This window comes from Nitrospira sp. MA-1, from assembly GCA_032139905.1.
Classification (GTDB): Bacteria; Nitrospirota; Nitrospiria; order Nitrospirales; family UBA8639; genus Nitrospira_E.
Genome location: JAQJDB010000006.1, coordinates 290176 through 314991, shown reverse-complemented (window position 1 = coordinate 314991; position 24816 = coordinate 290176). Strand labels below are relative to the sequence as shown.

General features: G+C 47.7%; 21 protein-coding genes. 15 read left to right on the top strand and 6 right to left on the bottom strand.

All coding sequences use genetic code 11. The features are described 5' to 3' along the window. Positions 1 to 32: 32 nt before the first annotated feature. On the top strand, positions 33 to 467 hold the full coding sequence (locus PJI16_08915) for a transcriptional repressor (GenBank protein MDT3777675.1): 435 nt from the start codon (positions 33 to 35) through the stop codon (positions 465 to 467). Positions 468 to 793: 326 nt separating this feature from the next. After that, positions 794 to 1453 carry a Spy/CpxP family protein refolding chaperone gene (locus PJI16_08910; protein ID MDT3777674.1) on the top strand — a complete coding sequence of 220 codons (660 nt, stop codon included), beginning with the start codon at positions 794 to 796 and terminating at the stop codon, positions 1451 to 1453. An 82-nt stretch (positions 1454 to 1535) separates the two neighbouring features. On the opposite strand, the gene PJI16_08905 is transcribed toward PJI16_08910, so the two are convergent. Together PJI16_08905 and PJI16_08900 are read right to left on the bottom strand one after the other, a co-directional pair. Next, complete coding sequence (locus PJI16_08905) at positions 1536 to 2558, bottom strand: FAD:protein FMN transferase (protein ID MDT3777673.1); 1023 nt, start codon at positions 2556 to 2558, stop codon at positions 1536 to 1538. A 64-nt stretch (positions 2559 to 2622) separates the two neighbouring features. Next, positions 2623 to 3126 (bottom strand): hypothetical protein, encoded by a 504-nt coding sequence (locus tag PJI16_08900; protein ID MDT3777672.1) that lies wholly within the window; start codon positions 3124 to 3126, stop codon positions 2623 to 2625. A gap of 874 nt (positions 3127 to 4000) precedes the next feature. Between PJI16_08900 and PJI16_08895 the strand changes: the two genes are divergently transcribed. From PJI16_08895 to PJI16_08860, 8 genes are all read left to right on the top strand, one after another. Next, a complete protein-coding gene (locus PJI16_08895) occupies positions 4001 to 5386 on the top strand; it encodes a hypothetical protein (protein ID MDT3777671.1) in 1386 nt (461 codons plus the stop codon). 287 nt (positions 5387 to 5673) lie between these two features. Beyond that, positions 5674 to 6120: a DUF3576 domain-containing protein gene (locus PJI16_08890; GenBank protein MDT3777670.1), complete on the top strand. Its 447-nt coding sequence runs from the start codon at positions 5674 to 5676 to the stop codon at positions 6118 to 6120. After that, entirely contained in the window at positions 6102 to 6788 is a 687-nt protein-coding gene (locus PJI16_08885; GenBank protein ID MDT3777669.1) for an FMN-binding protein, read from the top strand. Before PJI16_08890 ends, PJI16_08885 begins: the two co-directional genes overlap by 19 nt. 17 nt (positions 6789 to 6805) lie before the next feature. Continuing rightward, positions 6806 to 7318, top strand: a complete 513-nt coding sequence (locus PJI16_08880; GenBank protein ID MDT3777668.1) for a hypothetical protein — start codon at positions 6806 to 6808, stop codon at positions 7316 to 7318. A 940-nt stretch (positions 7319 to 8258) separates the two neighbouring features. Further along, positions 8259 to 10094 carry a hypothetical protein gene (locus PJI16_08875; protein ID MDT3777667.1) on the top strand — a complete coding sequence of 612 codons (1836 nt, stop codon included), beginning with the start codon at positions 8259 to 8261 and terminating at the stop codon, positions 10092 to 10094. 1234 nt (positions 10095 to 11328) lie between these two features. Next, on the top strand, positions 11329 to 11877 hold the full coding sequence (locus tag PJI16_08870) for an AraC family transcriptional regulator (protein MDT3777666.1): 549 nt from the start codon (positions 11329 to 11331) through the stop codon (positions 11875 to 11877). Between the two features lie 139 nt (positions 11878 to 12016). Beyond that, positions 12017 to 12553, top strand: coding sequence for a redoxin domain-containing protein (locus PJI16_08865; GenBank protein MDT3777665.1), 537 nt, complete (start codon positions 12017 to 12019; stop codon positions 12551 to 12553). A gap of 42 nt (positions 12554 to 12595) precedes the next feature. Then, the gene (locus PJI16_08860) at positions 12596 to 12802 is read left to right on the top strand and encodes a hypothetical protein (protein ID MDT3777664.1); all 207 of its coding nucleotides are present in this window, start codon (positions 12596 to 12598) and stop codon (positions 12800 to 12802) included. 609 nt (positions 12803 to 13411) lie between these two features. Here the strand turns inward: PJI16_08860 and bfr are convergent. Beyond that, positions 13412 to 13888, bottom strand: a complete 477-nt coding sequence (gene bfr / locus PJI16_08855; protein ID MDT3777663.1) for a bacterioferritin — start codon at positions 13886 to 13888, stop codon at positions 13412 to 13414. A gap of 543 nt (positions 13889 to 14431) precedes the next feature. Here bfr and PJI16_08850 point away from each other — a divergent pair. The 5 genes from PJI16_08850 (at position 14432) to PJI16_08830 (ending at position 17868) form a co-directional block, all read left to right on the top strand. Further along, positions 14432 to 14566 (top strand): hypothetical protein, encoded by a 135-nt coding sequence (locus tag PJI16_08850; GenBank protein ID MDT3777662.1) that lies wholly within the window; start codon positions 14432 to 14434, stop codon positions 14564 to 14566. Between the two features lie 14 nt (positions 14567 to 14580). Continuing rightward, complete coding sequence (locus PJI16_08845) at positions 14581 to 15060, top strand: hypothetical protein (GenBank protein ID MDT3777661.1); 480 nt, start codon at positions 14581 to 14583, stop codon at positions 15058 to 15060. A 322-nt stretch (positions 15061 to 15382) separates the two neighbouring features. Continuing rightward, positions 15383 to 15709 carry a hypothetical protein gene (locus PJI16_08840; protein ID MDT3777660.1) on the top strand — a complete coding sequence of 109 codons (327 nt, stop codon included), beginning with the start codon at positions 15383 to 15385 and terminating at the stop codon, positions 15707 to 15709. A gap of 404 nt (positions 15710 to 16113) precedes the next feature. Then, positions 16114 to 16644 (top strand): hypothetical protein, encoded by a 531-nt coding sequence (locus tag PJI16_08835; GenBank protein MDT3777659.1) that lies wholly within the window; start codon positions 16114 to 16116, stop codon positions 16642 to 16644. Positions 16645 to 16695: 51 nt separating this feature from the next. Beyond that, on the top strand, positions 16696 to 17868 hold the full coding sequence (locus PJI16_08830) for a TRAM domain-containing protein (GenBank protein MDT3777658.1): 1173 nt from the start codon (positions 16696 to 16698) through the stop codon (positions 17866 to 17868). A gap of 980 nt (positions 17869 to 18848) precedes the next feature. Here PJI16_08830 and glnD read toward each other — a convergent pair. From glnD to PJI16_08815, 3 genes are all read right to left on the bottom strand, one after another. Beyond that, on the bottom strand, positions 18849 to 21554 hold the full coding sequence (gene glnD, locus PJI16_08825) for a [protein-PII] uridylyltransferase (protein ID MDT3777657.1): 2706 nt from the start codon (positions 21552 to 21554) through the stop codon (positions 18849 to 18851). A gap of 42 nt (positions 21555 to 21596) precedes the next feature. After that, positions 21597 to 23390, bottom strand: coding sequence for an NAD+ synthase (locus PJI16_08820; protein MDT3777656.1), 1794 nt, complete (start codon positions 23388 to 23390; stop codon positions 21597 to 21599). Positions 23391 to 23561: 171 nt separating this feature from the next. Then, positions 23562 to 24815 (bottom strand): GAF domain-containing protein, encoded by a 1254-nt coding sequence (locus PJI16_08815; GenBank protein ID MDT3777655.1) that lies wholly within the window; start codon positions 24813 to 24815, stop codon positions 23562 to 23564. Position 24816 lies beyond the last annotated feature (1 nt).

The window sequence follows — 24816 nt, the reverse complement described above, 5'->3', positions numbered from 1 at the left end:
ATCTTTCTTCTTTCATTCAGAAAGTTTTTACTATGGCTAAACCAGTCAAAGAACTCGAAACACTCAAGCATCATCTCCAAAAAAACAGTCTCAAACTGACTCGTCAACGCGAGTTAATTCTGACGACTTTCCTCAAAATGGAGCATGTCACTGCCGAGCAGTTATATCATATCCTCGCCAAAAAAGACCCGCATATTGGCCTCGCCACCATCTATCGCACTCTCAAATTATTCTGTGAAACCGACCTGGCGCAGGAACGGCATTTCGGCTCACAAACACAATTTGATAATGTGTCCCACAAGGGTCATCATGATCACCTCATTTGTACCTCCTGCGGAAAAATTGTCGAATTTCAAAATTGCCAAATCGAAAGCTTACAAGAGGAGGTTGCAAGAATTAACGGCTTTACCATTCAAACCCACAAGCTCGAACTTTACGGTCTCTGCCATACCTGCCAATCCGCCTAATTGAGCCGACTTTCCCGCTCCCTTCGTCCACAGCCTTTTCCTATTGATAACGAATACTTCTCATCTAGATTGTTACTCAAATCTATCGGCGCAAAAGCTGAATCACCCACGCTCCCAACTGCTTTCCTCCAGCCGGAGCACAGCCTTATACCAATAGCGTTGCTTGGCTTCATGGCTTTTTTTTAAGATATGTCAGTGATTCACGCACCACATTTCCCCATTCCCGTGTATAATAAGAGCTGGTTCAGGGAACTCACAGATCATGACCTGTCAGCTTATTTCTTCAACCCTAGCTTTTATCCTCATAGCGAAAGGAGGCTGTTCACATGACAATGAAAGGTAGAACCAACCACAAACGAATGATCCCTCTCTGGTCCGGTGTTTTGTCCCTCATTCTGGGATTCCCCGCGATGGGTTTGGCCACAGGGTATGGAGGAGATGCGCACCATTCATCCGGATACAGCTCCTCCCCCCACGGGACCGGAACCTATGGCCATGCCCAGTCTCCGCATGGCACAAGCCTGTCCGGTGTCCATGGCACGGGAGGAAGCTCCCATGCATCAGGCCATGGTCCTCATCAAAGTGCCTCTGAATTTATTGAACACATTTTGAAATTCAAAGAAGGCATGGCCATTACCGATGATCAGGTCGCCAAACTTCAAACGATTAAAACCGATTTTGAAAAATCAAAAATTAAAATGAAAGCCGACATGCAACTGACCAGCTTGGATTTGCACGAGTTGTTGCGGGATGACCAAGGTGATTTGGGCGCGGTTGAATCAAAGCTCAAAAGTCTTTATGAGATTCGTGCCGGGCTTTACCTGGCGTCAGTAAAAGCCGGGCGGGACGCCAAGGCCGTATTAACGGATGAGCAACGCTCTCGCATGCAAGCGGTCCATGACCGGCTCGACTCGTATAAAGAAGGCGGAATGACGAAGGGTCATCCAGGCGGGTATTCCCACCATTCCAAGGATAAACCAAGCTAAGCAGTCCTCTCGACAACCATGCTCAATAAAAAAGGAGGCTTCATGCCTCCTTTTTTTTGATTGATTGAGGTTGAGACCACTGTTACGGGTCAAGGCTCAAGCGCCCCTTCAGACCGGAGGAGACAAGAACCGTTCCTTCCTGATCAACAATCACCCCTTCCACATCCGGCAATGACTCAATGAGGGCCATGCCTTTTTTTGGACCCATGACAAATATGCCGGTGTCCAACCCATCGGCCATCACACCATCTTTGGCTATGACCGTGACGCTTTGACATCCGCGAGCGGGCAGAAGAGTGGCCGGATCCAAGATATGATGATACCGAACGCCATCCTTCATGAAATAGCGCTGATAGTCTCCCGCCGTGGAGACCGCTTCATCTTCCAACTCGATCCGTCCTAAGACCTCCCCCTGTTCTTTTCGAGGATGTTGAATGCCAAAGACAAACCGCTGCTGATCCGGCATGCGTCCGAAGGTTTTAATATCTCCGGACAGGGCAACCACGCCTGCCGTCGCCCCTGCAGCCTGCATTACCCTGGCAGCGAGGTCAGCTGCATACCCTTTTCCGATCCCCCCCACATCAACTTGCATACCCGCCAGCTTTAACCAAACTGTTCGTTTCTTTTTATCCAGTTGAATTTGGGATAAATCAATCTGCGGGCGGAGCGCAACCAGATCTTCCTGAGGTGGAACATGGCCTTCCCCGCTGGCATTCCATGCCTTGACCGCCGGACCAACCGCGATATTGAACCCGCCCTGCGTGAGTTGAGCCATTTCCAGCGATCGCGTTAAGACCTCAAACGTTTCCTGACTCACCTGAATTGATTCACGTCCCGCTGCGGCATTGACCTTCGATAATTCACTGGTTGGAATCCAGGTACTCAGCAACTCTTCCAATCGCCGGATCTCATCGAGCCCCGCCTTGACCGCCCTCTTCGCACTCCTCTCATCTTCTCCAACCGCCGTCACAAAAACCACCGTGCCCATCAACATCTGACTGCGCTTGATGAGGGCACTTTCTGCCAGACAGGCATCCAGAGTTACAAGCGTAAGTGCAACAGAGAAAAAAACAATGGCAAAACGACAGGATAAAGATTGATTCATAAAATTCCTAATAGCCGCCATGCGACTGCTCTAGCATACGATAAAGAAGGGAACAACCGGATCATCAGCGATAAAAGTATGGGACCTTTGGAAATGGAGCCACGACATACATCCTGGCTTTGTGAGTGGTAAGTTCCGGGAACGAGTTCACAACAGATTTGCCTTTCAGGATTGGATCAGCTTCAAAGGCTTCCTCCCAATTCGGATTTCTCTGGGGAACCTCCATCCGGACCATCCGCTGAGTCCGGGGTGTATCAACCTTCAACTGCCATGTGCCTAAGTAGGTCAGTTGATTGGCGGGAATATAAAACCTCATCGTGACAGAGACCTCCGCCCTAAATGGGCCTTCATTAAATTGCAAGCGAATAACCTCATAGTGCCCAGGAAAAAGGGATACCGAGAATGTTTGCGCCTCAGCTTCGACCATGACACGAGTTCGCTCCTGCGTTGAGACATGGATCACATCAAAAAAACGCAACCGAGCAGGAAACTGCCGGGGATTCGGCCCTATGGTTTCGATGTTAATCCCCCCAAATACCAGCGATTGGTCTCGTGGCTCACCGGTCACATTCTGAGCTCCCAATGTGACACAACCTGAAAGGAACATGCTCAAAATCGCAATAAAAAAAAGAACTCTCAACGACCCCCAAACAAGATGACGAGATGTATTGCAACAGGGAAACAATGACTCACCTCCCCTTAGGTTTAAGAACCCGCTGATTGGTCGACCATTTTGGTCCAATCCCCGCATCACCCCTTCCTCATAATGGCAATTCATGTGATGAAATCCCGCCCACGCTTCGACCTTCGCCAAGCCTGTTATATAGCCTATCAAACGGTTCGGGCTTAGCACGAACGGGGTGGGAAACACCTCACCCTCTTGGTGAGTATCCGTTCGCCATACCTACCGCGCCCGGCGCTAGTCATCGGGGTGAGGTGAGAGGACAAATGCCGTATTTAGCATTATAGGCCATATTTGTTACTGAACCCTGAATAAACGGGGCTTGACAAATTGTGGCGAGTGAGATATTACTGCTCCCGCTTTACAGATATTAATAATAGTTATCAATATTATTTAAACGTTTAAACTTTAATCAAATTCATGGAGGTGAGCCAAAATTACACCATGGTCAAAGGGGTCGTAAAAGAATGTTCTGAAGCTCGATGTGAATGTGGTCAGTTGGTCGCAAAAATTGGATCTACCGGGGTTGAGTTGAAATGCAAACGTTGTAAACGCCTTATTCTCATACCTTTCTCTACTCTCTCTGATTCCGAAATCGACATCCAATTGTGCGCGACCTCACCACCTGTCAGCACTCCCTCATAAAGAAACCGGGAGACGCTTGTCCTCTCTATTAACCTGAGGGCCTTTGAGTCCCACACTATCTCAATAACCTCAGAGGACCCTTTGAGTCCCCATCCGTTTGATTGGAGGAAATGCAATGAAGTCAAGATTGCTCATGGGGGCTCTAGTAGCCTTGACATGTATGTTCGGACAGTATGGTTTTCAAAACATCGCCGGAGCCGAAGAACTCACGACAGCGGAACAAGAGGCGATCAACAAAGCCGTTGATCAAAGGGTACAAGAGCTTATGAGGGGAGGCGGAAGCGCAACACAGATGGACGGCGAACCGGTCTCTCCTACAGCCAGGAACGTTCGAGACCTTGGAACCTATTTTGGTAAGAGTCAAAAACCCAATTCTGCCATGCAAGGATCAGGAGGATTGATCTATGCCCGGCCTTTCGTGTCCAGCCCAAAAGCCATCGTGGGTGGATACATGGACATTGAATACTTCAATCGAAAAAATCAAGGAAACAGTAAATTCGACCAACACCACTTAGTACCCTTTATTTATGCAGATGTCAGTGATCGGGTCAAAATCGCAGCAGAAATTGAATTTGAGCATGGGAACGAGCTGACCGTGGAATTCGCCACGATCGATTATCTCATTCAGGAACCCATCAACCTTCGCGCAGGAATCATCCTTGTACCGATGGGTAAATTCAACCTCCTGCATGATGCCCCCCTTCGTGACTTAACCGAACGCCCCATCGTGGACCAACGGATCCTCCCATCAACTCTTCACCAACCGGGTGTCGGAGCCTACGGCACATTCTACCCCTCAGCTCTCTCAAAGCTGGATTACGAGTTCTATGTACTCAATGGTTTCACCAACGCCTTTGGAGGCGAGGACAATCCCAACAACACGTCCAATATCAACCAAACAAACGGACTCCGCTCCGCCCGCTCAAGCAGTACCGAGTTTGACAATAATAATGGTAAATCCGTAACCGGGCGTATAGCCTTCAGTCCTGTTTTAGGAGTAGAAGTCGGTGGTTCCGGATTTTACGGGAACTATGGCACCCGGAAGGGTGATAATTTGGCCATTGTAGCATTGGATTGGACATTCCAACGCGGGCCATTTGAATTAATCGGAGAAAGTGCCTGGTCTCACATCGGAAACAACGACAAAAATCAAGACGGAACGAAGAACGGCAACCCAGAGAAAATGCAAGGGTATTACATCCAAGGGAATTACCATTTCCTTCCTGAATGGCTGAGCAACATGGCCCCGAGCTTCTTCAAAAAGGAAGTCTCCACATTTACCGCCGTGGTGAGGTGGGAAGAAACGGAACTCGGAAAGGATTTAAATGGTGGAGCCAGGAAAACCGGGGAATGGCAACGTTGGACCTTCGGCTTAAATTTCCGTCCCACGGAAGATAGCGTCTTTAAAACCGACTTCCAGTACACGCCTGTAGGCCTGGATGACAAAGGTAATAGGATCCATGACACGGCCTTTGTGGCATCCTGGGCGACGTATTTCTAACATCTTTCGAATTAGAGGCGGGGAAGATCCTAAACCTTTTCCCCGCCTCTACAAATCTGCTAAAAACCAGAATATTATGGAAATACTAAGAAAAATCAGCATAAACATCCACATTGACCCCCTTCAAATTCCACTGGTATAATCTGGTTTCAATTTCTCATAATGAGAATCAAATTCAAATAAATCGAAAGTCATTCTCGTTTTTTAATTTATCAATCTCGTTATTTTTTTAATTTTCATTTATGTTGACTCTATCTCTTGCTTCCCAGCTTCGTGCAATCTCTATTTTGGCATGCACAACATTTTTTCTGGGCTGCAGCTTCCTTACCGGTCAAGACTTGGTTGTCGATCGATACATGGCCTGTCCAATTGATTCCGTATGGGATTCCACCTTGGAAACTCTCAAAGCCTATCCCGTAACGAAGAAAGACAAGTTCAACGGAGTAATTGAAACCGGGTGGAGGGTGGAATATGTGCAAGGCGCCGCGTATGGCCTTTTTCAACGGGAAGGCATGGGCGACAAAGAACGATCTCAACTAACCCTCACGATGAAACCTCTGGAATCCAATACCGTGCGACTGCAAATTGCCGAACGACGGCAACATTGGGGATTCCGTGGTGGCAGCAGGCTTTATGATTGGTATCCGGTTGAGCCATCACAAAAAGCCGTGGATTTTATTATGACCAACTTAATCCAGAAACTCGAGGCTGAAGGATGTTTCGTCGAATCCTGACTATCCTCTTTCTCAACGCACTCCTTTTTCTTGGTCTGACCTCGGGAGGCCAGGCCCAAGACGAGCAAATCTGGGATCAGGACTTGAACCGATACCTCACGCCCCAGGAAATGGTCCAGGAAGACGTCTACCTGTCTCCGGAAGAGGCCGCTAAATTGACATTTCCTGACTCCGACACCATCCGTTTAGAGGTCATCGCCCTCACTGTAGATCAAAAACGCCAAATTGAAGAACGAATCGGATGGCAATTTCCGGAATCGAATTTTGATTGCTTTATTGGAGAAACAAATGGAGAAATCGATGGATGGGCCTTTATCCAACATACAATCGGCAAACATAAGGCGATGACCTATATGGTTGGAGTTGACCCCGATGGGGAAGTCACCAACGTTGAAGTATTGGTATATCGGGAATCACGGGGAAGCGAAGTGAGAAAAAAACGCTTCAACTACCAATACCATGGAAAATCGATTGAAGACCCCATTCGGATCAACCGGGATGTCATCAACATTTCCGGCGCCACCATGTCCGTGCGATCCATGAGTGCCGGCGTTAAGCGCGCCCTCGTCCTGGCCCATGAACTCTACTTACAATCCAAGAGCCAAGCCCCCATCAATACGGCCAGTCAAACGAACAAAGGTTTTTTGGAGTCCCTGCTGGGGTTCTAACCTCCTGCAGTAATGGAATGCGAAATTTTAATGCCCGTTTCCGGCTTCGTGATACCGACCGCCATATCCGCTTAGTCTATACCTGGTTTCTCCTGCTCATGCTCGCAGGATTTATTTTCACCTTCTTCTGGGCTCATAGCATGACCGAGTTAAGCCTTAAAGGCCTTGCCGAACATTATCGAGGATCTGATGCGACCTTTGGTGAACCAATGCCCTTTGGCCAACTGGCGGAGACCACCCACTTTCATCTGTTTACCATGCCGGTCACATTCATGATTTTGGTCCATGTCCTCTATCTCACGATGGTCAGCCCCACCATAAAAGTGGTTACGACATGGATGGCCTTTGTCGGGGTCACCCTGGATCTGGTTTCACCGTGGCTGATTGCCTATGTTTCCCCAATCTTTACCATTGCCATGCTGACCGGAGACGTCCTGATGGTTATTGGGTTTCTCATCATGTTCTTCATCCCCATGTATGAAATGTGGTGGCAAAAATCCGCCTTTATGATGCCGGAGTCGGATGACTGATTTATGTTTTATTCCCAATTAGAAAAATAGGCTTTACCTGGATCCATGCCTAGACACGGGTCACTTCAACCATCCAGTCGGCTTGAAAAGGCTACTGGACTTTATAATGGACCGCGACAAAAACCTTCGCACTCAATCGAACCAGCCGGAAAAATTTTCATGAGAAAGGAACAGACGCTTTGTCCACATCGTGCATCAGCCTGGTCAGGGTTTCCTCACCATAGCTCTGGAACGTGGATAGGCATCAGCCTCTTTTCTGTATTTCTTTCTGCCTGCTCCCCGGAGTTGTATTGGGCAAAACCAGACGCAGGCGAGGGTGAATTCGAACAGGATCTGCGCTCATGTCGGGAAATCCTGATCAATGACGTTCATTCCGAGTCCTCATTGAACCCCTTCAGCAAAGGAATAACCGATGATGCCTTGGCACAATGCATGAACAGCAAGGGCTGGTTTTTAGCTCAAAAGCCATAAATTCTGCCATTTTTTCTGGCTTATGTTCCAGATGTCACCCGTGTTTGTCCTAACTTGGTGACTGGGGATTTTCCAACAGGCATTCGATTTTTCATGATGTTTTTGTACTTATGAATGAAGTGCGGTCGCAAAAGACCGCGTTAATGATTCCAAAGTCTGACGACTAGGTACGTTTCAACACAGATTTAAGGCCAGAGACTTTTAGAGTCCAGAGCCCATGAGCTGCCATTCTACGCTCATGGGCTTTTTTTGTGGCGAAGGAGTGAAATGTTCTGATTCTTTACTTATTCCGAGGATGAATACTCGTGCATTCATCCTCATGTGCGCGAGGGGGTTGGTCTCCTCCTGTGCCCTCCCCTTGCTTCTCCTCAACACATGACGTGTGAGGTTACATTCACCATTCATCCATAAGAGAGAAATCAAAGAGGATTTCTCCGAAAATGAATTCATTTTAAAGTGAGGTGCCCCCATGAACGTCTGTAGAGTTATTATTTTTTCTTGCGCGCAGGTCTTTTGTATTTCCTTACTCACATCAACTCTATCCTTTTTCATTAATGCACCTCTGGTGTTAGCTCAGGAAGCCGAAGAAGCTGATCCTCCGGAAGTTACCAACGGTGAACGGTTATTTCTGGAAACACGATTTGCTCAAATATTTAAAGTTTTTTTAGATGACGGAGGGGATGTCAATGATCCCTTGCCCCAAGGTGATCCCTCCCTAGACAAAGTGACAAATTGGCAACTCCCACCCGATCAATTTGCCATTGGCCCGTTTGCCGGTCAATCCAGGAATTGTCGAAGCTGCCATTTTGTGGATGAACAAGTCGATGTTCCACAATACGGGATGAATACTTATTCGGATTTTGCGCGTCGCAGCCCTCTTCCAGCCCGTGAAGACGGAAAACAGACCACTCTTCGAAACGCGCCCCCTATGGTTAATGCGGCTCTTCCCCGACCGAAATTTTTTATTCATGCCGATGCTGAATTCCCGACGATGCTGGAAAACGTCAAAGGCACACTCACCGGGCGCGACTTTGGATGGCTTCCCGATGAACAGGAAATCGCCATCTCACATATTGCCCGAATCATTCGGGAGGACTCCGGAACGGGAAATCTGGCCCAGGAGTTTGGTGGACTGTCCTACCCTGTTCTCTTCGCTGGAACCGATCCATCTATTCCTCAAGAATTTCTGATCCCTGAAAATTTTCGTGTCGAGGTTTCTACGGCCACTGATCTGCAACTCGTGCAGGCAGTCTCCCAACTCATCTCCGCCTATGCAGACCAACTTTTGTTTTCACAGGATGACGAAGGGAACTACACACTCTCTCCCTATGATGTCTTTCTTGAAATTAACGAGTTGCCACGCCGACCGGATAAATGGGAGTCTCCGCAGTCATATACTCGTCGGTTGCTCCAACAGATTCAATTTCTCGAATCATACGATTCGCAAAATTATTCCCGATGGCCCGCAAATTCTTCTTCCGATAGCCCGTCCCTGCACTTCGTTGAGAAAAATCCCCATACGGCAGATGGCAAGTTTCAATTCCATGACCAACCGTTCACTTTTGGGCCTGAAGAATTAGCAGGGCTGAAAATCTTTTTCGCTGAAAAGGATCAGCGTAAACATCGCCATAGAGGCCGCCATGTTCGGCCCAGTGATTTGGCTCAGGGAGGAATTGGGAATTGCATTGCATGTCATACCCCACCAAATTTCACCGATTTCCGGTTTCACAACACTGGAATTGCTCAGTTGGAGTATGATCGGATTCATGGACCTGGTGCCTTTGCGGGCCTTGTCATTCCCGGGCTGGAAGAACGAAATAGCAACCCGGACGCATTCCTCCCGGCTACCTCACACCATCCCCATGCCCAAGAAATTTTCCGGGCTATTCCCATAGCGGATAACTCGCAATTGACCGATCTCGGGGTGTGGAATATCTTCTGGAATCCCGATTTCCCTGGATCTCAGCTGTCCATTTGGGAAACCCTTTGCGAAGACGTATTGAATGAGCACTTTGGCGTATTTCGTGGATTCCGGGCTTGTCAACCTGAACGGCTCTTACCTAAAGCGATTGCCACTTTTAAAACTCCCGGGCTTCGCGATTTGGGCCATTCGGCGCCATATAGTCATACCGGTATTACCGATACGCTGGAAGGGGTGATTCAAGGGTATATGACAAACTCGGAATTAGCGCGAAACGGAAAACTTCGCAATGGTGCTTCCCAGCTCAAAGACATCGTCTTACTCCCAGAAGACATCCCGGCCTTAACGGCTTTTTTACGATCTTTAAACGAAGACTACGAATAAACGACTAAAATATCGTCGAGACAAGACCTTACACATGTAATCCTAATAACTGGAAGAAACTGAACTTCCTTTAGCCCACGGTGAGTCATTCACCGTGGGCTTGTTTTTTTGAATGCCTCTTCTTGCAAGATGGTTCCTTCCCTCCCACGATTCCGAAAGCAGCGAATTTGAGAAATCACCTGAAGTCATACTACGGGAGGAACTTTCTTTGAAGGGTGATTCATCCCGGTTCGTTGCACTTCCCAATCCAATTCAAACCGATTTTCCTCATTAGGAGTGGTCTATTTTTATAGTGAGACAACTTGCCGTACAAAGTGAGTCGTTCTCGGAAGGAGGGAACGGCATGGAAGAGAAGATGATTCTGAGGGGCTTCACCCCTGACCAGAAGCGTGAGATGTTGCCGACAGAAAAGTTGTTATATGTCCTCCTCGGCTGTCTATGGCCCCAAAAGTAGCATGGCCAAGTCGAGCCCTAGGCTCGGCGTGAGGCTCATGGAAGGAATTGCGCTAAGAGATCCGGGAAAGGAATTCCTTGTGGTACAACGGGTACAACGATTAGATGAAGGTGCGCATCGGGCATGTGCGATGATATCTGCTTACGGTCACTGATCGATCCTCCCGGTTGTTTTTATCCCCTTTTTTCTCTCGAGAACTTTCAAGGAAGTTGTTTTGGTCGAGGTGTTGCCTGTGACCACTACCAGTCAATGATCCTTGCCGATTCTCTCTTTCTATCAACGTCATCAGCCTTATAGACTCCCCGTCCATCCAGTCAAACCGTCTATCCAAATCATGGGCTCACCAGGAGGACCCGTCTCACCCTCGTAAATCACGGTCAAAGCACCAATTATTTCCAGGCCAATGGCTCAGGCTGACTGGGGATGCCTCGACATAAAACCCTCCTGGCTGAAAGGGAATCGCTTAATTTCAGTTATAGACAAAAAACATGGTTTTTCTGTTATTTGAACATGGGCAAAATATTTATTTTTATCTATTATTGAAAACATAAATGATTTTCATTATCATTAAATAACCGATTACAGAGACGACGGATATTCCCAATATAAATTCTCTTAAGATTCCTCTCCAGACCAGTGACGTTATAGGAAATAATGAAGAAGACAATATCCAAACCAACTAACCCTCAACAATCTGATTGGACCTGCCACGGTGGGAGGCCTATTGCCAAACTTCCAATACAAGGCACTGAAGTCCAATGTGGTCGGGGCGCCCAGACCATGAAATGCCAACGAGAACAACAAAATTCACAAGATCACCTGGAAAAGCTGATAGAGGAATTACGCTGTTTGGCGCGAGAAGGGACTCACGTGAAAATCGGGACAAATCCAGTCGAAGAACGATCTTCATTTATTTGCAAAATCCTTCAAGACCTCCTCTCCGGGTTAAAGGATACCCGGGCATTTTCACATTCAACAGCTCAACAGATTCACACCTTCATGATCTCACATCTGCATCAGGGACTTACCCTCAAAGACATTTCCCTCTTCTTGGGGTATTCGGAAAAGTACTGTTCGCAACTCTTTCACACGGTTATCGGTGAATCATTCCGTTTCCATCTCAAAAGACTGCGAATAGAACGAGCTAAATTTCTGTTACAGGAAGGGCATGCCAACCTCAGGGAAATTGCGACAGCCCTTGGGTTTAGCGACCAGTTTGCCTTTAGTCATTTTTTCAAGAATGCGGCAGGTTGCTCTCCCTCAAGTTTCCGGGCTCTGTTTGAGGATGTATCTGAAGTCCAGCCCACACAAAATGCCAATGAACATTAAAAACCATCAATACAAACTATATTTCAGGGCGAGCTACCCAGTACCTGCCCAAAAAGGTTGGGCGCCTTTCCCTCCTCCCGGGCGGCCAACCCATCTTTTCGGTAGGAGGACACACACAAACACAATGGAGGCCATTCCCATGACCATAGGACATTCCACTATTCCACGTATGCGAGTTCCTGCACTACTGAAGGGGAATATGATCGATGTGGACCTAGCCAGTCTGGAGGGACAATGGGGCATGCTATGTTGCCTGCCCCGCCTAGAATTTTGTGATGCCGTGTTTCTCAATCAGTTTCGCAGAGCCGTTCAAAAACAGGGCGCCGCCCTTTTGGGTATCCAACACCCAGCTCACCCGTTTCTCGCTGCCCACCTCCCCAAAGCCAAAATCCTTTCCATCCCTTTATTGACTGACTCCGCACAACGCATAGGTCGAGCCTTGGGCTTATCGAGTGAAGCTCACTTAAACCAATGCCAGAGCTTCATCTTCGATCCAGAGGGAGTAGTCAGAAACAAACTGACTCATTCGTTCAACTGGCATTGCATGACCCTCCTTTTGGGCATATTGAAGCAATGCCAAGTTTTTCATCCTCAGGCCACTCAAGAACATATCGACTTTCCTCCAACCGACAATTTCATATTTGCTGAACAGGGCCTGAATCCAAGCCTCTGCTGACACTCACTAACAAATCAACCTCATACCACTCAGGAGACACCTATGCCACCAAGTCAACAACTCAAATTGAATGTCTGCGATTGCAGTCGAATTCATCTCACCTATAAGTCAGTCACCCTTCATTTTGAAAAAGAAGAGTTCCTCGCCTATGCCATGCAAATGACTAGAATGGCAGCTCAGGTATCAAACACCGCTGGGTTACGAAGGGCACCCGATCTTGTTAACGCAGCAATCTCCAATTGCCATTGAAAAAAATGTTCGTCATCCATCAAGTATGATCATGGAAAACATCCGTCATGCCTCTTAACTGAGTTGACGAAATCAAAGGCACATCTCAAACCATGGGCAAAGCGTGCCGGATCCCCATTTAAGCAGTGAAATCCGAAACGATGCCACATGAATTGGTGATCCTCCGTACTGCCCTGAATCCGGCCAACCTTGCGCGGATGAAGGAGAAGGATAATAAAGGAACTGTCACCTGGCAACAGCAGGAATAATAAGGTACTCCTGGATTCAAGCCGTTATGTCCTCTTCTGTAACGTCCCCGAGCATTACGAAAAAAAATGTATCCTCGTTTCATGTGACAAAAGAACAGGTGTAGGCTCACACAAATCATAACAGCGGATTTCCACGAACAACGGCGGGAGAGAGAAGGGTTCCTCTTCGGAGGCAACGGGACATCACTCTCAAACTAAAATGACAGTTTACTTATGTGACAAGCAAAAAGCCGGTTCATCTCCCTGATGGGCGAGGCGCCTGTTGAATACAGGCACTTCGCCTTATGCAGATATATTGGAAAGCTCGCGGACGGACTAAAAACTACCATCCTCTTTCGCCTGACGCCAAACAATTAACGTCTTACCCCTCATTCTTGATTTGCTCGCTCAAATAATTCTCCAGGCCAATCTGCTTGATTGTTTCCTGCTGAGTTTCAATCCAATCGATATGTTCGTCTTCATCTGCCACCATATCTTCGAGCAGATGCCGCGTCGTGAAGTCTCCAACCTTTGTACAATGTTGGATAGCCTCAGTCAGGAGGGTGACCATCTTTTTTTCTTTCGCTAAATCCGACTTCAGTTGTTCGGGCACGGACTCGCCGATTTTCACCGTTCCCAATCGCTGGACGTTGGGGACGCCTTCAAGATACAGAATATGTTCAATAATTTTGTCGGCGTCTTTCATTTCGCTAAAACTCCGTTCTTTCACTTTATGCTCCAACCGGTTATATCCCCAGTTATCACACATTTTGGCATGGAGAAAATATTGGTTAATAACCGTCAATTCCTCGGTTAAAATTTGATTCAAAAATTCCACAACCCCCTTTTTGGCTTTCATTACACACCTCCCTTTGGTGATTAAATAGAAATGAATTAAAAAAGCGGGGCCTCAAAGGGCTCACTGCCACTCCATGTGATAGCCGCCAGAGTGAGACATTATCCGTCGGATCTTCCACCAACGTCAATATAAATATCTAGGAATAAATACCTATTAATGAGATTCAAAATCAACTTCGATGAAACAAAAACTCAACCTCAGTCCATGCCCTTTAACCCAGCCCGCCTTCATAAGATTCTTATTTCCATTGACCAAATTTTCCCTTACGGAACATCAGAAATTGATGTTGGCCTGAGTTCTCTTTCTCTTAAGTAAATTAATCTGGCTAAGTACCTTCCATCAATACATCTATTTTTATGAAGATGACTGAGCACGCGGTTAAGGAAATGCCTTTCTTAAACATGCATTTTCTAAACATTGGTCATGGTAAGAGGAGCGAGAAGAGTGTTACCTTATTGATATTGAGAGTGAGTTTCACTTAAAGAAAACTCATCGCCTCCCTCTCATCCTGTAGCAAGAAAACCATTTCCAGGAGGATCTCCCATGAACGGGCATTCTTTTATCGTGGAAGGCGAAAAACCCGTGTTCATCAGCTTGTTGATATCACTAGGACTCGTTTTTCTCAGTATCATTGGTCTATGGGCATGGCCCGAATTCATGATGGCCATAGGCCATTAGGAAAGGATTGAAGAATGGGAAAACGTTGGCTGCAGGTCTGTGTGAGTATTCTGATCTATTTGGGTGGCCAGGCCCAAATCGTTCACAGTGTTCAATCAGGAACTCCGGATCATCCCATAGCCTGGGAGCCCCTGCCCAATGGCCTGATTTCCATGGCCTATGACGGCACGGGAGATGGCATCCCGGACCATTTCACTTTACACCCCATTACGTGGTCCGGATGGTCGGCCCAAGCGATCAAAGAAATTGAACATCAAGCCTGTATGGATGACCAATGGGTCTTCATGGTGGAGTATGCCCAGGATCGGTACGTCTACTTTGCCCAGCAGACTCCCGTGTTGGTTGGGGATGATCCCAAACAAACAGGAAGGTGGATGGCTCAAAATGTGAGGCCCACTGACGTGAAAGAATTCCAACACCTCAACCAGACAGCCCATCAACCTAACAATGTAACATGCCCCATTGCCGTCCCCAGGCAACATCAAAAGCCATGACCCATTTCTTTTCCGAGGATTGCCCTGGGTCGTCGTGACGTTGCAAAAAGTTCGCTCTCTTTCTTCACATACATCAATGTCCTTCTTTACCGAACGAACTAACCAAACAAAATAACTTCCGCACCAGCCCACGAGTAAACCATAAGGCAGGAAGAACCCTGCGGCGTTCTACCGCCCCTTCCTCATCAATACCTTTCGCCAGATTCTTTCATAAAACCATTTGGTGAGCATTTAATAAATGCTCATTTTCAACTTCAGTTTCACACAATTTTCAAGATGGAGTGAATGTTTAATGGACGCGAATGTGGGTAGAGAGGAATGAGTGAATCAGCCATTCCAGGCACCGCGGTCATCCCATAACGGTGCATTAATTGGGGGGATTACGTGGATGATCAGATACTTGCAAACCGCCAGGATAATTAAACCCACACATAGGAGGCCACAGCACCATATCCCATTTCAGGAAATACAGGAAAAGCTCTCTCAAGGAAATCAGCTTTTTGAATCTCCAAATCGTGGAATTGGAGGAATAAGGAGGAAAAAGACCGACAAACCTTTGCCCTCCTCTAAATTGATCAAAAAACGAGATGAAAAACACGGGGAGACCGGAATGACTGACGAGAAGCAGAACGCAGCTACTACAACTTGATTGAAAAACCTGACTGCCAGGGGACATCCCATTTAAAAATCAACCCAGAGAGCAGCGTCCATCCAGTGGCACCATTCCTTATATTCATCCAATTATTCTTTCATTCAATTCAAATAAATAAGATGTAACCTCCCGGCAGCCGTCTTTTCCCACTGATCACTTGTTTTCACCAGCCTGTTTTCCACATTAAATGATTCATTTCCAAATGAGTATCCTTGAAATTGACAATACTTGGTGGTTTTATGTACCATAATTTGATATTGATAATGGATCTCAAATTCATATAAATAAGAGTGACCACCTGACTCTACCCAGGATGCCCGTAAGTGCTCAGACACAACATATTCATGGATCAATTTCTCAAACCCGGCATATTTTTCACTGGATACCAAGGAGGAAATAACATGAAGATCGGAACACGTGCTCCAATGTGGAAAACCCCCTGTCTGTTAAAGGGAGGATTGCAGTATCTTCCCTTAACAGCATTTCAGGGATCCCAATTTGTGTTGTGCTGCTTGCCCGCCTTTACTGAAACCGATGCCTGGTTGTTAGAACAACAAGCCGACCGGTTTCATGCAAGTGGGGCCGTGCTCGCGGCCTTAATATCTGACAAAGCCTTACTTGGGAATTCTTGGTGTCGTCCTCCTCGGGACTTTGGTCTTCCGTTATTGACTGATCCTCTCAGGCGCTTGGAACGTTCCCTGCACCTCACCAACTCTTTACCACCCCATCGATGCGAAACATTATTTTTTGACCATCGTTGCTACCTACAATTTCGTCTATTCCATGATCTGAACCTCCGAGGGATTACCACAGTGCTTGAGGTTGCAGAAAGTGATTTCTGCCAGAGATCTGCTCAACCTGTTCTCAAGTCCAGGCTCACCTTCGACCATTCCCCGGCGCATTGTTTACCACTTGAGGCTCCAACGGGATGAATCTCCTCCCTCATTTATCGAATTAGCAGTAACCTTTGAAGGATATACTCTATGATGATTGCACCAGCCTCCACAGTACCCGTTGTTTCAAAAACGCCCTTTCTTTCCGTTCACCAATGGCTGTTTCTCATTTTGTGTCTCATGGTAGGAATGCATGCCGGCCTAGGACATGCTCCTTCTCAATGGACCGATGCCCTTCCAGACATCGTGCTGTTGGGAGCCACCGGCTTGGCAATCGGCTGCATAGGCCTATTGATAGAACGACAACTCATGTCATGCCGCCGCTCCACCTTGATTGGTGGTAGCATAGGACTTATTGTCGCCCTGGCAGGAATCGGTTTTTTATCGATCATGGGAATGGGATCAGGTCTCCTCCAGATGTCTTCCCTCACCCCGTGGATTGGACTCCCTCTGTTTCTTCTCTGTCCCTACATCGGGTTGATTGTCGGTATTCACATCTCCAACACACTGGTGCCGGCCCCTATCGCTGAACAACCAAAAATATCTTCTCCCCACACTTCACTTACCCCATCGAACACCGTTCAAAAATTGCTGGATTCTAGCGCCATTATCGATGGCAGAATACTTCCTCTCTGCACCACAGGGTTTTTGGAAGGTCCTTTCCTGGTTCCCAAAAGTATTCTTCATGAACTCCAAACATTAGCCGACTCCGCTCACCCCTCTAAACGAATTAAGGGGAAGCGTGGCTTGGATATCTTATCTCAACTCCAACAGTTGCCAAACATGGAGGTGGTGATAATTGAGGACTGGGAACCCGAAATATCCGCAGTTGACCATCAACTCATCGCCATAGCCAAAAATCGCGAAGCTAAGATCGTGACCAACGATTGGAACCTGGCAAAAGTCGCATTACTTCAAGGTGTATCTTCCCTCAATGTGAACGAATTAACCTATCAATTACGGCCTTTGGTATTGCCTGGGGAAACGATTCGGGTTTTCATTCACAAGGAAGGGCAAGGGCAAGGGCAGGGGATTGCACATCTAGATGATGGCACGATGGTCGTCGTTGACCACGGTGCCACTCTGGTCGGTCAAGCCATTGAGGTGGTGGTTACCCGATTCATGCAAACCAGCACGGGAAGGATGATTTTCTCAACTCCCCAAACCAACACCTCTTCAATGCTTTTCAATCTTCAACCGCTCCCCAATCGCTCAGAGGCCGCTCAGGAATACTCTCGTAGCCTCGTGGAAGACCAGGGATGAGGATGGACAAATGACCAAATCACCCAAACATGGTGTCGTTAAACGTCCTCAACATTCATTTATCCGGATATCTCCGCTCATCGAACTGCCCGCCTACCCCGGAGAGGACTCTTCCCCTCTCCAAGCTAGTAGGGGACCCATTCGCACTCCTGGGTCCCCTACTTACTTTGATGCTGCTTTTTGACACAATTAGCCTTAAGAAAGGAACCAACCATGCCATTTCAACGCTGCCCAAAATGCCAGAACAGTACACTTGCACCAACCGGAGCCTTTTGGTGTTGTACGAATTGCGGATCTGCAATCACATCCCAGGCACTAGCCGCCATGAAGGAATCCAAAAAAATCAAAAGCCATCGGCATGCCCACCTCGTTCACCAGACACTTTAATGCTATCTAGGACAAAAATGCTTTATCCTATACCGTAAGTTCACCACATCATTAAGTCACGGCAGAACCCTGGTAACCATGAAGGGGGGCAATAACTACACACGCCCCCTCCCGTTATTTGCCCATATCGCCCACCGCTATGGGAGGGTAGAACCGGTTTGGACTAAAGCTACGTTCCCTGACGCCCCTGACCTGTTGGATGAGACGGCTTCTCTATGCCCAATTAGACCTGTTTGTTCCGCTAATCACCAAGAGTGGTTTCCTTAACCCCCTTCTACCGGCATGAGAGAATGTTTACCGGATTTCCCTTCCTTAACATTGGATGAACACCTCAATATTAGGCTAAATCTGATGCCCGACTAGATAAATGTGAGGAGGATGTCAAGCAGTGCCGCCAAGCATTAATATCCAACCCTGACAATAATAAGGGAATTTCCGAAACCCTCTCCCGTGAATTTAAATTTTCTGAAGATGCAGCAATGGTTAATGGCCAAAAATTGGTTTCTAGCTGAAAAGCCGGAGTCTACACCAATGCCCTCTTCCATCACTCACCGTGCCGGTAGATGGTGCATGATACGCAAGAACCACCTACATTATTCATCCAGAAATTGATCAACAGCGGCATGAAGAGTATGTTGAATTTGCTCACAGTTTTCAACGGAAAGAATTTTTTCTCCATGGGAGTCGGTTACATAAAAGACATCAGCCACCTGATCTAACCTAGTCCCGATTCTCGCCATATGAATTGAGAGATCCAATTGAACCAGCGTTTTAGCGATCACAAAGAGTAGCCCTTGCTTGTCATCGGCAAAGATGTCAATCACCGTATAAGCATCGGATACCCCCTGATCAATATGGACTTCCGTGGGATGCCGGCCAGTTGGAAAGGGACGGCCAAAGGCCATGCGCCGTCGTCGTTCAACCAATTGATGCACTGATTGCCTTCCCTCCACGACCTGTTGAATCTCCTTCGCCACCTCCTCTAGGCGACCGACAGATGGCGGCCCTTCATAATCAGAATCGTAGACCGAAAACACATCCCACACCGTGCCATCCTTGAGTGTCATAATTTGCGCTTCCAATACCTGCAATCCCATGGTGGCTAATACTCCCGCCACTTGCATGAAAATTCCCGGCTTGGTCTGTTCCCGCGTGATCAGCACGTACTCCGATACCCCTAACGTTTGATTGAATCTTGCCTCCACTTGGGTCGACTTTACAGGCAGAGATTGAATGGCTAAAAGATACGCAGCCATCTGGCCAACCGGTGTCGATTGAACATACCGACCGGGAAGTTGTTGAAGTGTGGCATTCACCCGTTCCGTCCAGTCGAATTCAGGATAACGTCCTTCGCCTCGATAATTCCTTAAAATCCCGATAAGTTCATTTCGAGCTTCGGGCGAAATATTCTTACTCCAATCACCGGAATTAGATGGACCTGTGTCCCCGGCGAGCTCTGCGTAGGTCAGGGAATACAGTTCACCCAACAGGGACTCCTTCCATTTCGTCATCACCTCAGGTCCCACCGCTGATATATCTGCAATCGTCAGAATGAAGAGCTTCTGAAGGATCCCGACGGTTTTCACAGTTCGAGCGAATGTGACAATCGTTTTCGGATCGTTCAGGTCTCGACGAAAAGCCGTATGAGACATCTGCAAATGGTGGCGAACCAGGAATGCCAGAGCCTGTCGTTCCTTCTCAGACAAATCCAACCGATCAGCCGTTAGGTGGGCAATCTCCTGGCCGACTTCACTATGATCCCCAGGACGCCCTTTGCCTAAATCATGAAGCAACAGTGCCAAATGCAAGATGTCTTTATCAGGGATGTTCCGGTAGACTTCCCCTATTATTCCTTGATGATTCTGGAGGCGCTCCGCTTCCCTCACTGCGAGCAGACTGTGCTCATCAACCGTGTATTTATGATATTGATTGAACTGCATGAGGCCACGTACTCTGGAGAAAGCTGGCACGAGTTTTTCCAGTAGACCGGCCTGATGCATGGCCTCAAGAGTTTGAGCTATCCGACCAGGGGTTGACAAAATGTGTCGAAAAAGTCCACTCACCGATTTGATATGAAACTGTTCATTGGGTAGGGTTCCCATGTGCTGGGACAATTCATTGAGAATGCACGAATCGATGGGGACAGCCTGACGATGAGAGACCATAAATAACTTAAGAAGCAACATGGGGCTTTCCATCACCTCAAGTAATTTATCGGTCTGAATTGTCAACCGATTTTCTAGAATACGGAAATGCCCTTCGATTAATGGGGAAGGGCACCATCGCCGGACCCGGTCAAGCCAAGTTCCCTTTCTGGCTTGATCAAGAAACCGCCGCCCACGGTCAAACAATCCGGTCGTATGACGGAAATACACTTGCATAAATTGCTCAACGGCCAGCAAATGAGGATGATCCACAAATCCCCAAAGTGCAGAGAGCCGAACCTGATCGTCAAACGTGAGGATATCTTGAGCCCGTCCCGCTTCAAAATGTAAAAAACACCGAACTCGCCATAGAAATTCCTGTGCATCCTGCAGAACCTGATAATCCTGAATAGCAATTATTCCCCGATTCGAGAGTTCTTGAATCGTCCCCGCCCCATATCGAGCCTGGCCAATCCATTGCAACAAATGCAGATCACGTAGCCCCCCCTTACTTTTTTTAATATTCGGCTCGAGCATAAATACCGTCTCACCAAATTTGGCATATTCTCTCTCCCGCTCTTGGATTTTATCGAGAACAAACCGTTGCGCTCGCTTCTTGATGATCCGACGTGCGAATTTTCGTTGAAATTCCTGAAACACTGAAGCACTGCCAATAAGAAATCGTGCTTCCATCAGTGAGGTACAGGCAGCGAGGTCGGCCTCTGCGATCGTCAGGCATTCTGCGAGGGACCGCACACTATGCCCAACTTGAAACCCAAGATCCCAAAGCCGGTGAAAAACTCCGGTTGAAAGCGCCTCAGCGACTTCTCCTTGATTGCCCTGAGTGAGAATCATGACATCGATGTCGGAATATGGAGCTAACTCCCGCCGCCCATACCCCCCCATGGCCACTAAACAACACTGCTGCCAGCCAGCGCGTACACCGGCATTGCCTTGCTGAATGACCTCACGAAACCGCGTGATTAGTAAGGCATCCATAAAATCTGAAAAAGCCTGTGTGATTTCACTGCCCATCGCCCCTTCGATTAATCGTTGCCGAAGAAACTCCCGCTGTTCCTGGAGAAGGTGAAGCCCCAGATAGGAGTCCTTGTGTTCCGTTAAACCGGGAGGGGTCAAAGGAAGGTCTTCACTCACAGAAGGTAACTCCACTAAAGCTGATCATGTCAGGCATTCAGGTTAATCTCCCGAAACATATCGGTTCGTAATCGGCATCCGCCGATCTTTTCCTAACGCTCTCGAAGTAATTTTAATGCCCACTGGCGCTTGTCGACGCTTGTACTCGCTGCGATCTACCATCCCCATTACCGTTCGGACAACATGAGAATCATAGCCCATCTTCACAATCCTACTCATTGACTCATTGTCCTCAACATAGGCTTGAAGAATGGCATCTAACACCGGATAGGGAGGGAGGGCATCCTGATCTGTCTGATCAGGCCTCAACTCAGCGGAAGGGGCGCGCACCTGAATTCTTTCTGGAATAATCACTCGATCAAAACAAGAGCCCCTATACTCGCTTCGCCATCGAGAAAGCTGATACACTTTTGTTTTGGGAATGTCTTTGATAACGGCAAACCCTCCAGCCATATCCCCATACAGTGTGGCATACCCCACACTCATTTCGCTTTTATTCCCCGTCGTCAGCACTAAGTATCCGAACTTATTGGAAAGAGCCATCAGCAGGGTTCCTCGGATGCGGGCTTGGAGATTTTCTTCTGTCGTATCAGCCTGACAGCCGTGAAAGGATTTGCCCAACACCCGAAGAAAAGTCTTGAATACGCCTGATATTGAAAGACTCCGCATATCGATTCCTAATTTTTTCCCTAGCCGGCGAGCATCCTCACGACTTTCCTTAGAAGTATAGGGGGATGGCATCATGACACCCATGACATTGGACGCGCCTAAAGCATCTCGGGCAATCAATGCGGTCAAAGCCGAATCAATCCCTCCGCTGATACCGACAAGAACCCTGGAGAAGGCATTCTTCCTCACATAATCTTGCACTCCCAGCACGAGTGCCCGGTAGATTTCTTCCATCTCTCCGATTACCGGTGTGAGCCTTATGACACTTGGAACTCCAGACTTCGGCCACGTTGGTGTCCATCCCATGCGAATCATCGGAATCCGAACCTCATCGGCATCGAATTCAGGTTCTTTTCCAGACCTTTTGAATTTCCCCTTTCGTATTGACGGAATATTGAGGTCGGTAAGCAAGAAATCTTCTTTAAAGGCTTTTGCCCGCGCAAGTATTCGACCGGTGGAATCCATGACGAGACTATTCCCATCAAAGACCAATTCATCCTGGCCTCCAACCATATTGGTATAACTAACCATTACATTGTTAGCCTTAGCCCGAACCGCCAACATGTGTTCACGACTTTGGGTTTTCCCAATGTGATAAGGAGAAGCATTGATGTTTAGGATAAGCTGAGCACCGCCATACGCTGCCTGCTGGCTGGCCGGACCATTGGCAAACCATATATCCTCACAAATATTGATTCCGATACGTAACGGGCCCAGGCAGTAGACCGGACTGGTTCGTCCCGGTTGAAAATACCGTTCTTCATCAAACACTCCATAATTGGGCAACTTTGATTTGGCATATGATCTTTTCACCTGTCCATCGACCAAAACCCACGCCGCATTTAAGGGCTTCCTTCGATCAAGCCCGGAGCCCAGGATGGAATGTTGAGCAGGACGATCAGATTCGATTACGCTTCCCACTACGGCCATAATCCCCTTCGTGACCTTGGCAATACGGTCCCGCATCCGACTTATATTAAATAGAAACTGGGGCATGAGGAGAAGATCTTCTGGAGGATATCCACACACCGCCAATTCCGGAAAGACCACCACATCCGCTTTGGCTTTTTTGGCCTCGCGAATCCATCCGCAAATGGTGCGCGTGTTCCCCTCTAGATCCCCAACGACCGCATTCATCTGCACCATTGCTAATCGAAGCATCATGATAAAAAAAACGTCCTCTGTCCCAGCGGAACCGAGGACGCCATTGTCCTTTGAGCTAACATATACAGGAAGACGTCGTTGTCGCCCTTCAGCGTATTATACAAGTGATGAAGAGTCCGTTCAAAAAACCTTTCCTCAAATTCCTATGTCCATGATGAATCGTCCTAGGGATGCCTACTGAGTCGCCCGTTGAAGTTCCTCCGCGAGGATAATCGCATCTGCAATTTCTCTCATGGATTTTCGAAGATTCATGCTTTGTCGTTGCATAAGACGAAACGCTTCAGGTTCTGACAATCCCCTAGACGCCATTAAAAATCCCTTAGCACGCTCTACCAATTTTCGCACTTCCAGGGCCTCCTGCATCTCAAACGATTTTTCCATAAGCCGAGTGTGCTCTATGGCGACGGCGGATTGATTCGCAATGGCTTGAAGCGTGATCACTTCTTCATCTGAAAACGCATGGTAACTGGAAGTGTATACATTTATCACCCCAATCGGATTTTCTTTCATGAGCATGGGGATGGACAATAAAGAATGCAATCCTTCCTGTTTCGCCAAATCCCGATAAAAATATCCCTCTTCCGCCTTTACATCCGAGACATACACCGGATGGTGATCCTGCACAGCCCGACCACTCATGCTCTGCCCAACCTTCAAGGGTGGCTTCCGCCGGTACGCATCGCTCAGACTTTGAGTGGCAGCAATGCGAAGTTCCCCAGAAGCCTGGTCGACCAGCATGATCGAGCAGATCTTTGAATTCATCAGCTGAGCGGTCATAGTCACAATTAATTGCAGCACATCCTCTATCAGTCGATTAGACGCCACAGTTTCCGACACTTGGGAAAGAGTTTCAAGCCGGCGCGCTTTTTGCCGCATATCATCATACAATCTGGCATTGGCAATGGCTCCGCCGACTTGATTAGCAATGGTCAGTAAGAGGGCTAGCGTTTCTTCGGCATACCGTTTCGGCCGCTTATGCTGAACATTGATGACTCCGATCATTCTCCCCTTACTTGTGATGGGAACTGACACAAACGCCTGAAAACGATCTTCCGGCAGACGATGAAAAAACTTAAATCTGGCGTCATCACTTGCATTGCGGGAAATCACCACTGGAACTTTTTCTCGTGCCACCCATCCGGTAATCCCTTCACCCAGACCAATAGATATCCGCCCGATGAGCCGGGGATGAGGATTTTTTGATGCACGCAGAATAAGTTCGTCTGTTGTTTCAGAGATCAAATACAACAGACAGGCATCCCCCTTCGTCACTTCAACAACCACCTCCACTATTTGCTTTAATACTGTTTCCAGCTCCAAAGAACCACTTATGGATTCGCTGATTCGGTGAAGAATCTGCACTTCACGGCTCCGTTCCCGAACGAGGTGCTTCAGGTCTTCTATGGTCGAAGGACGGACATGAGCCATG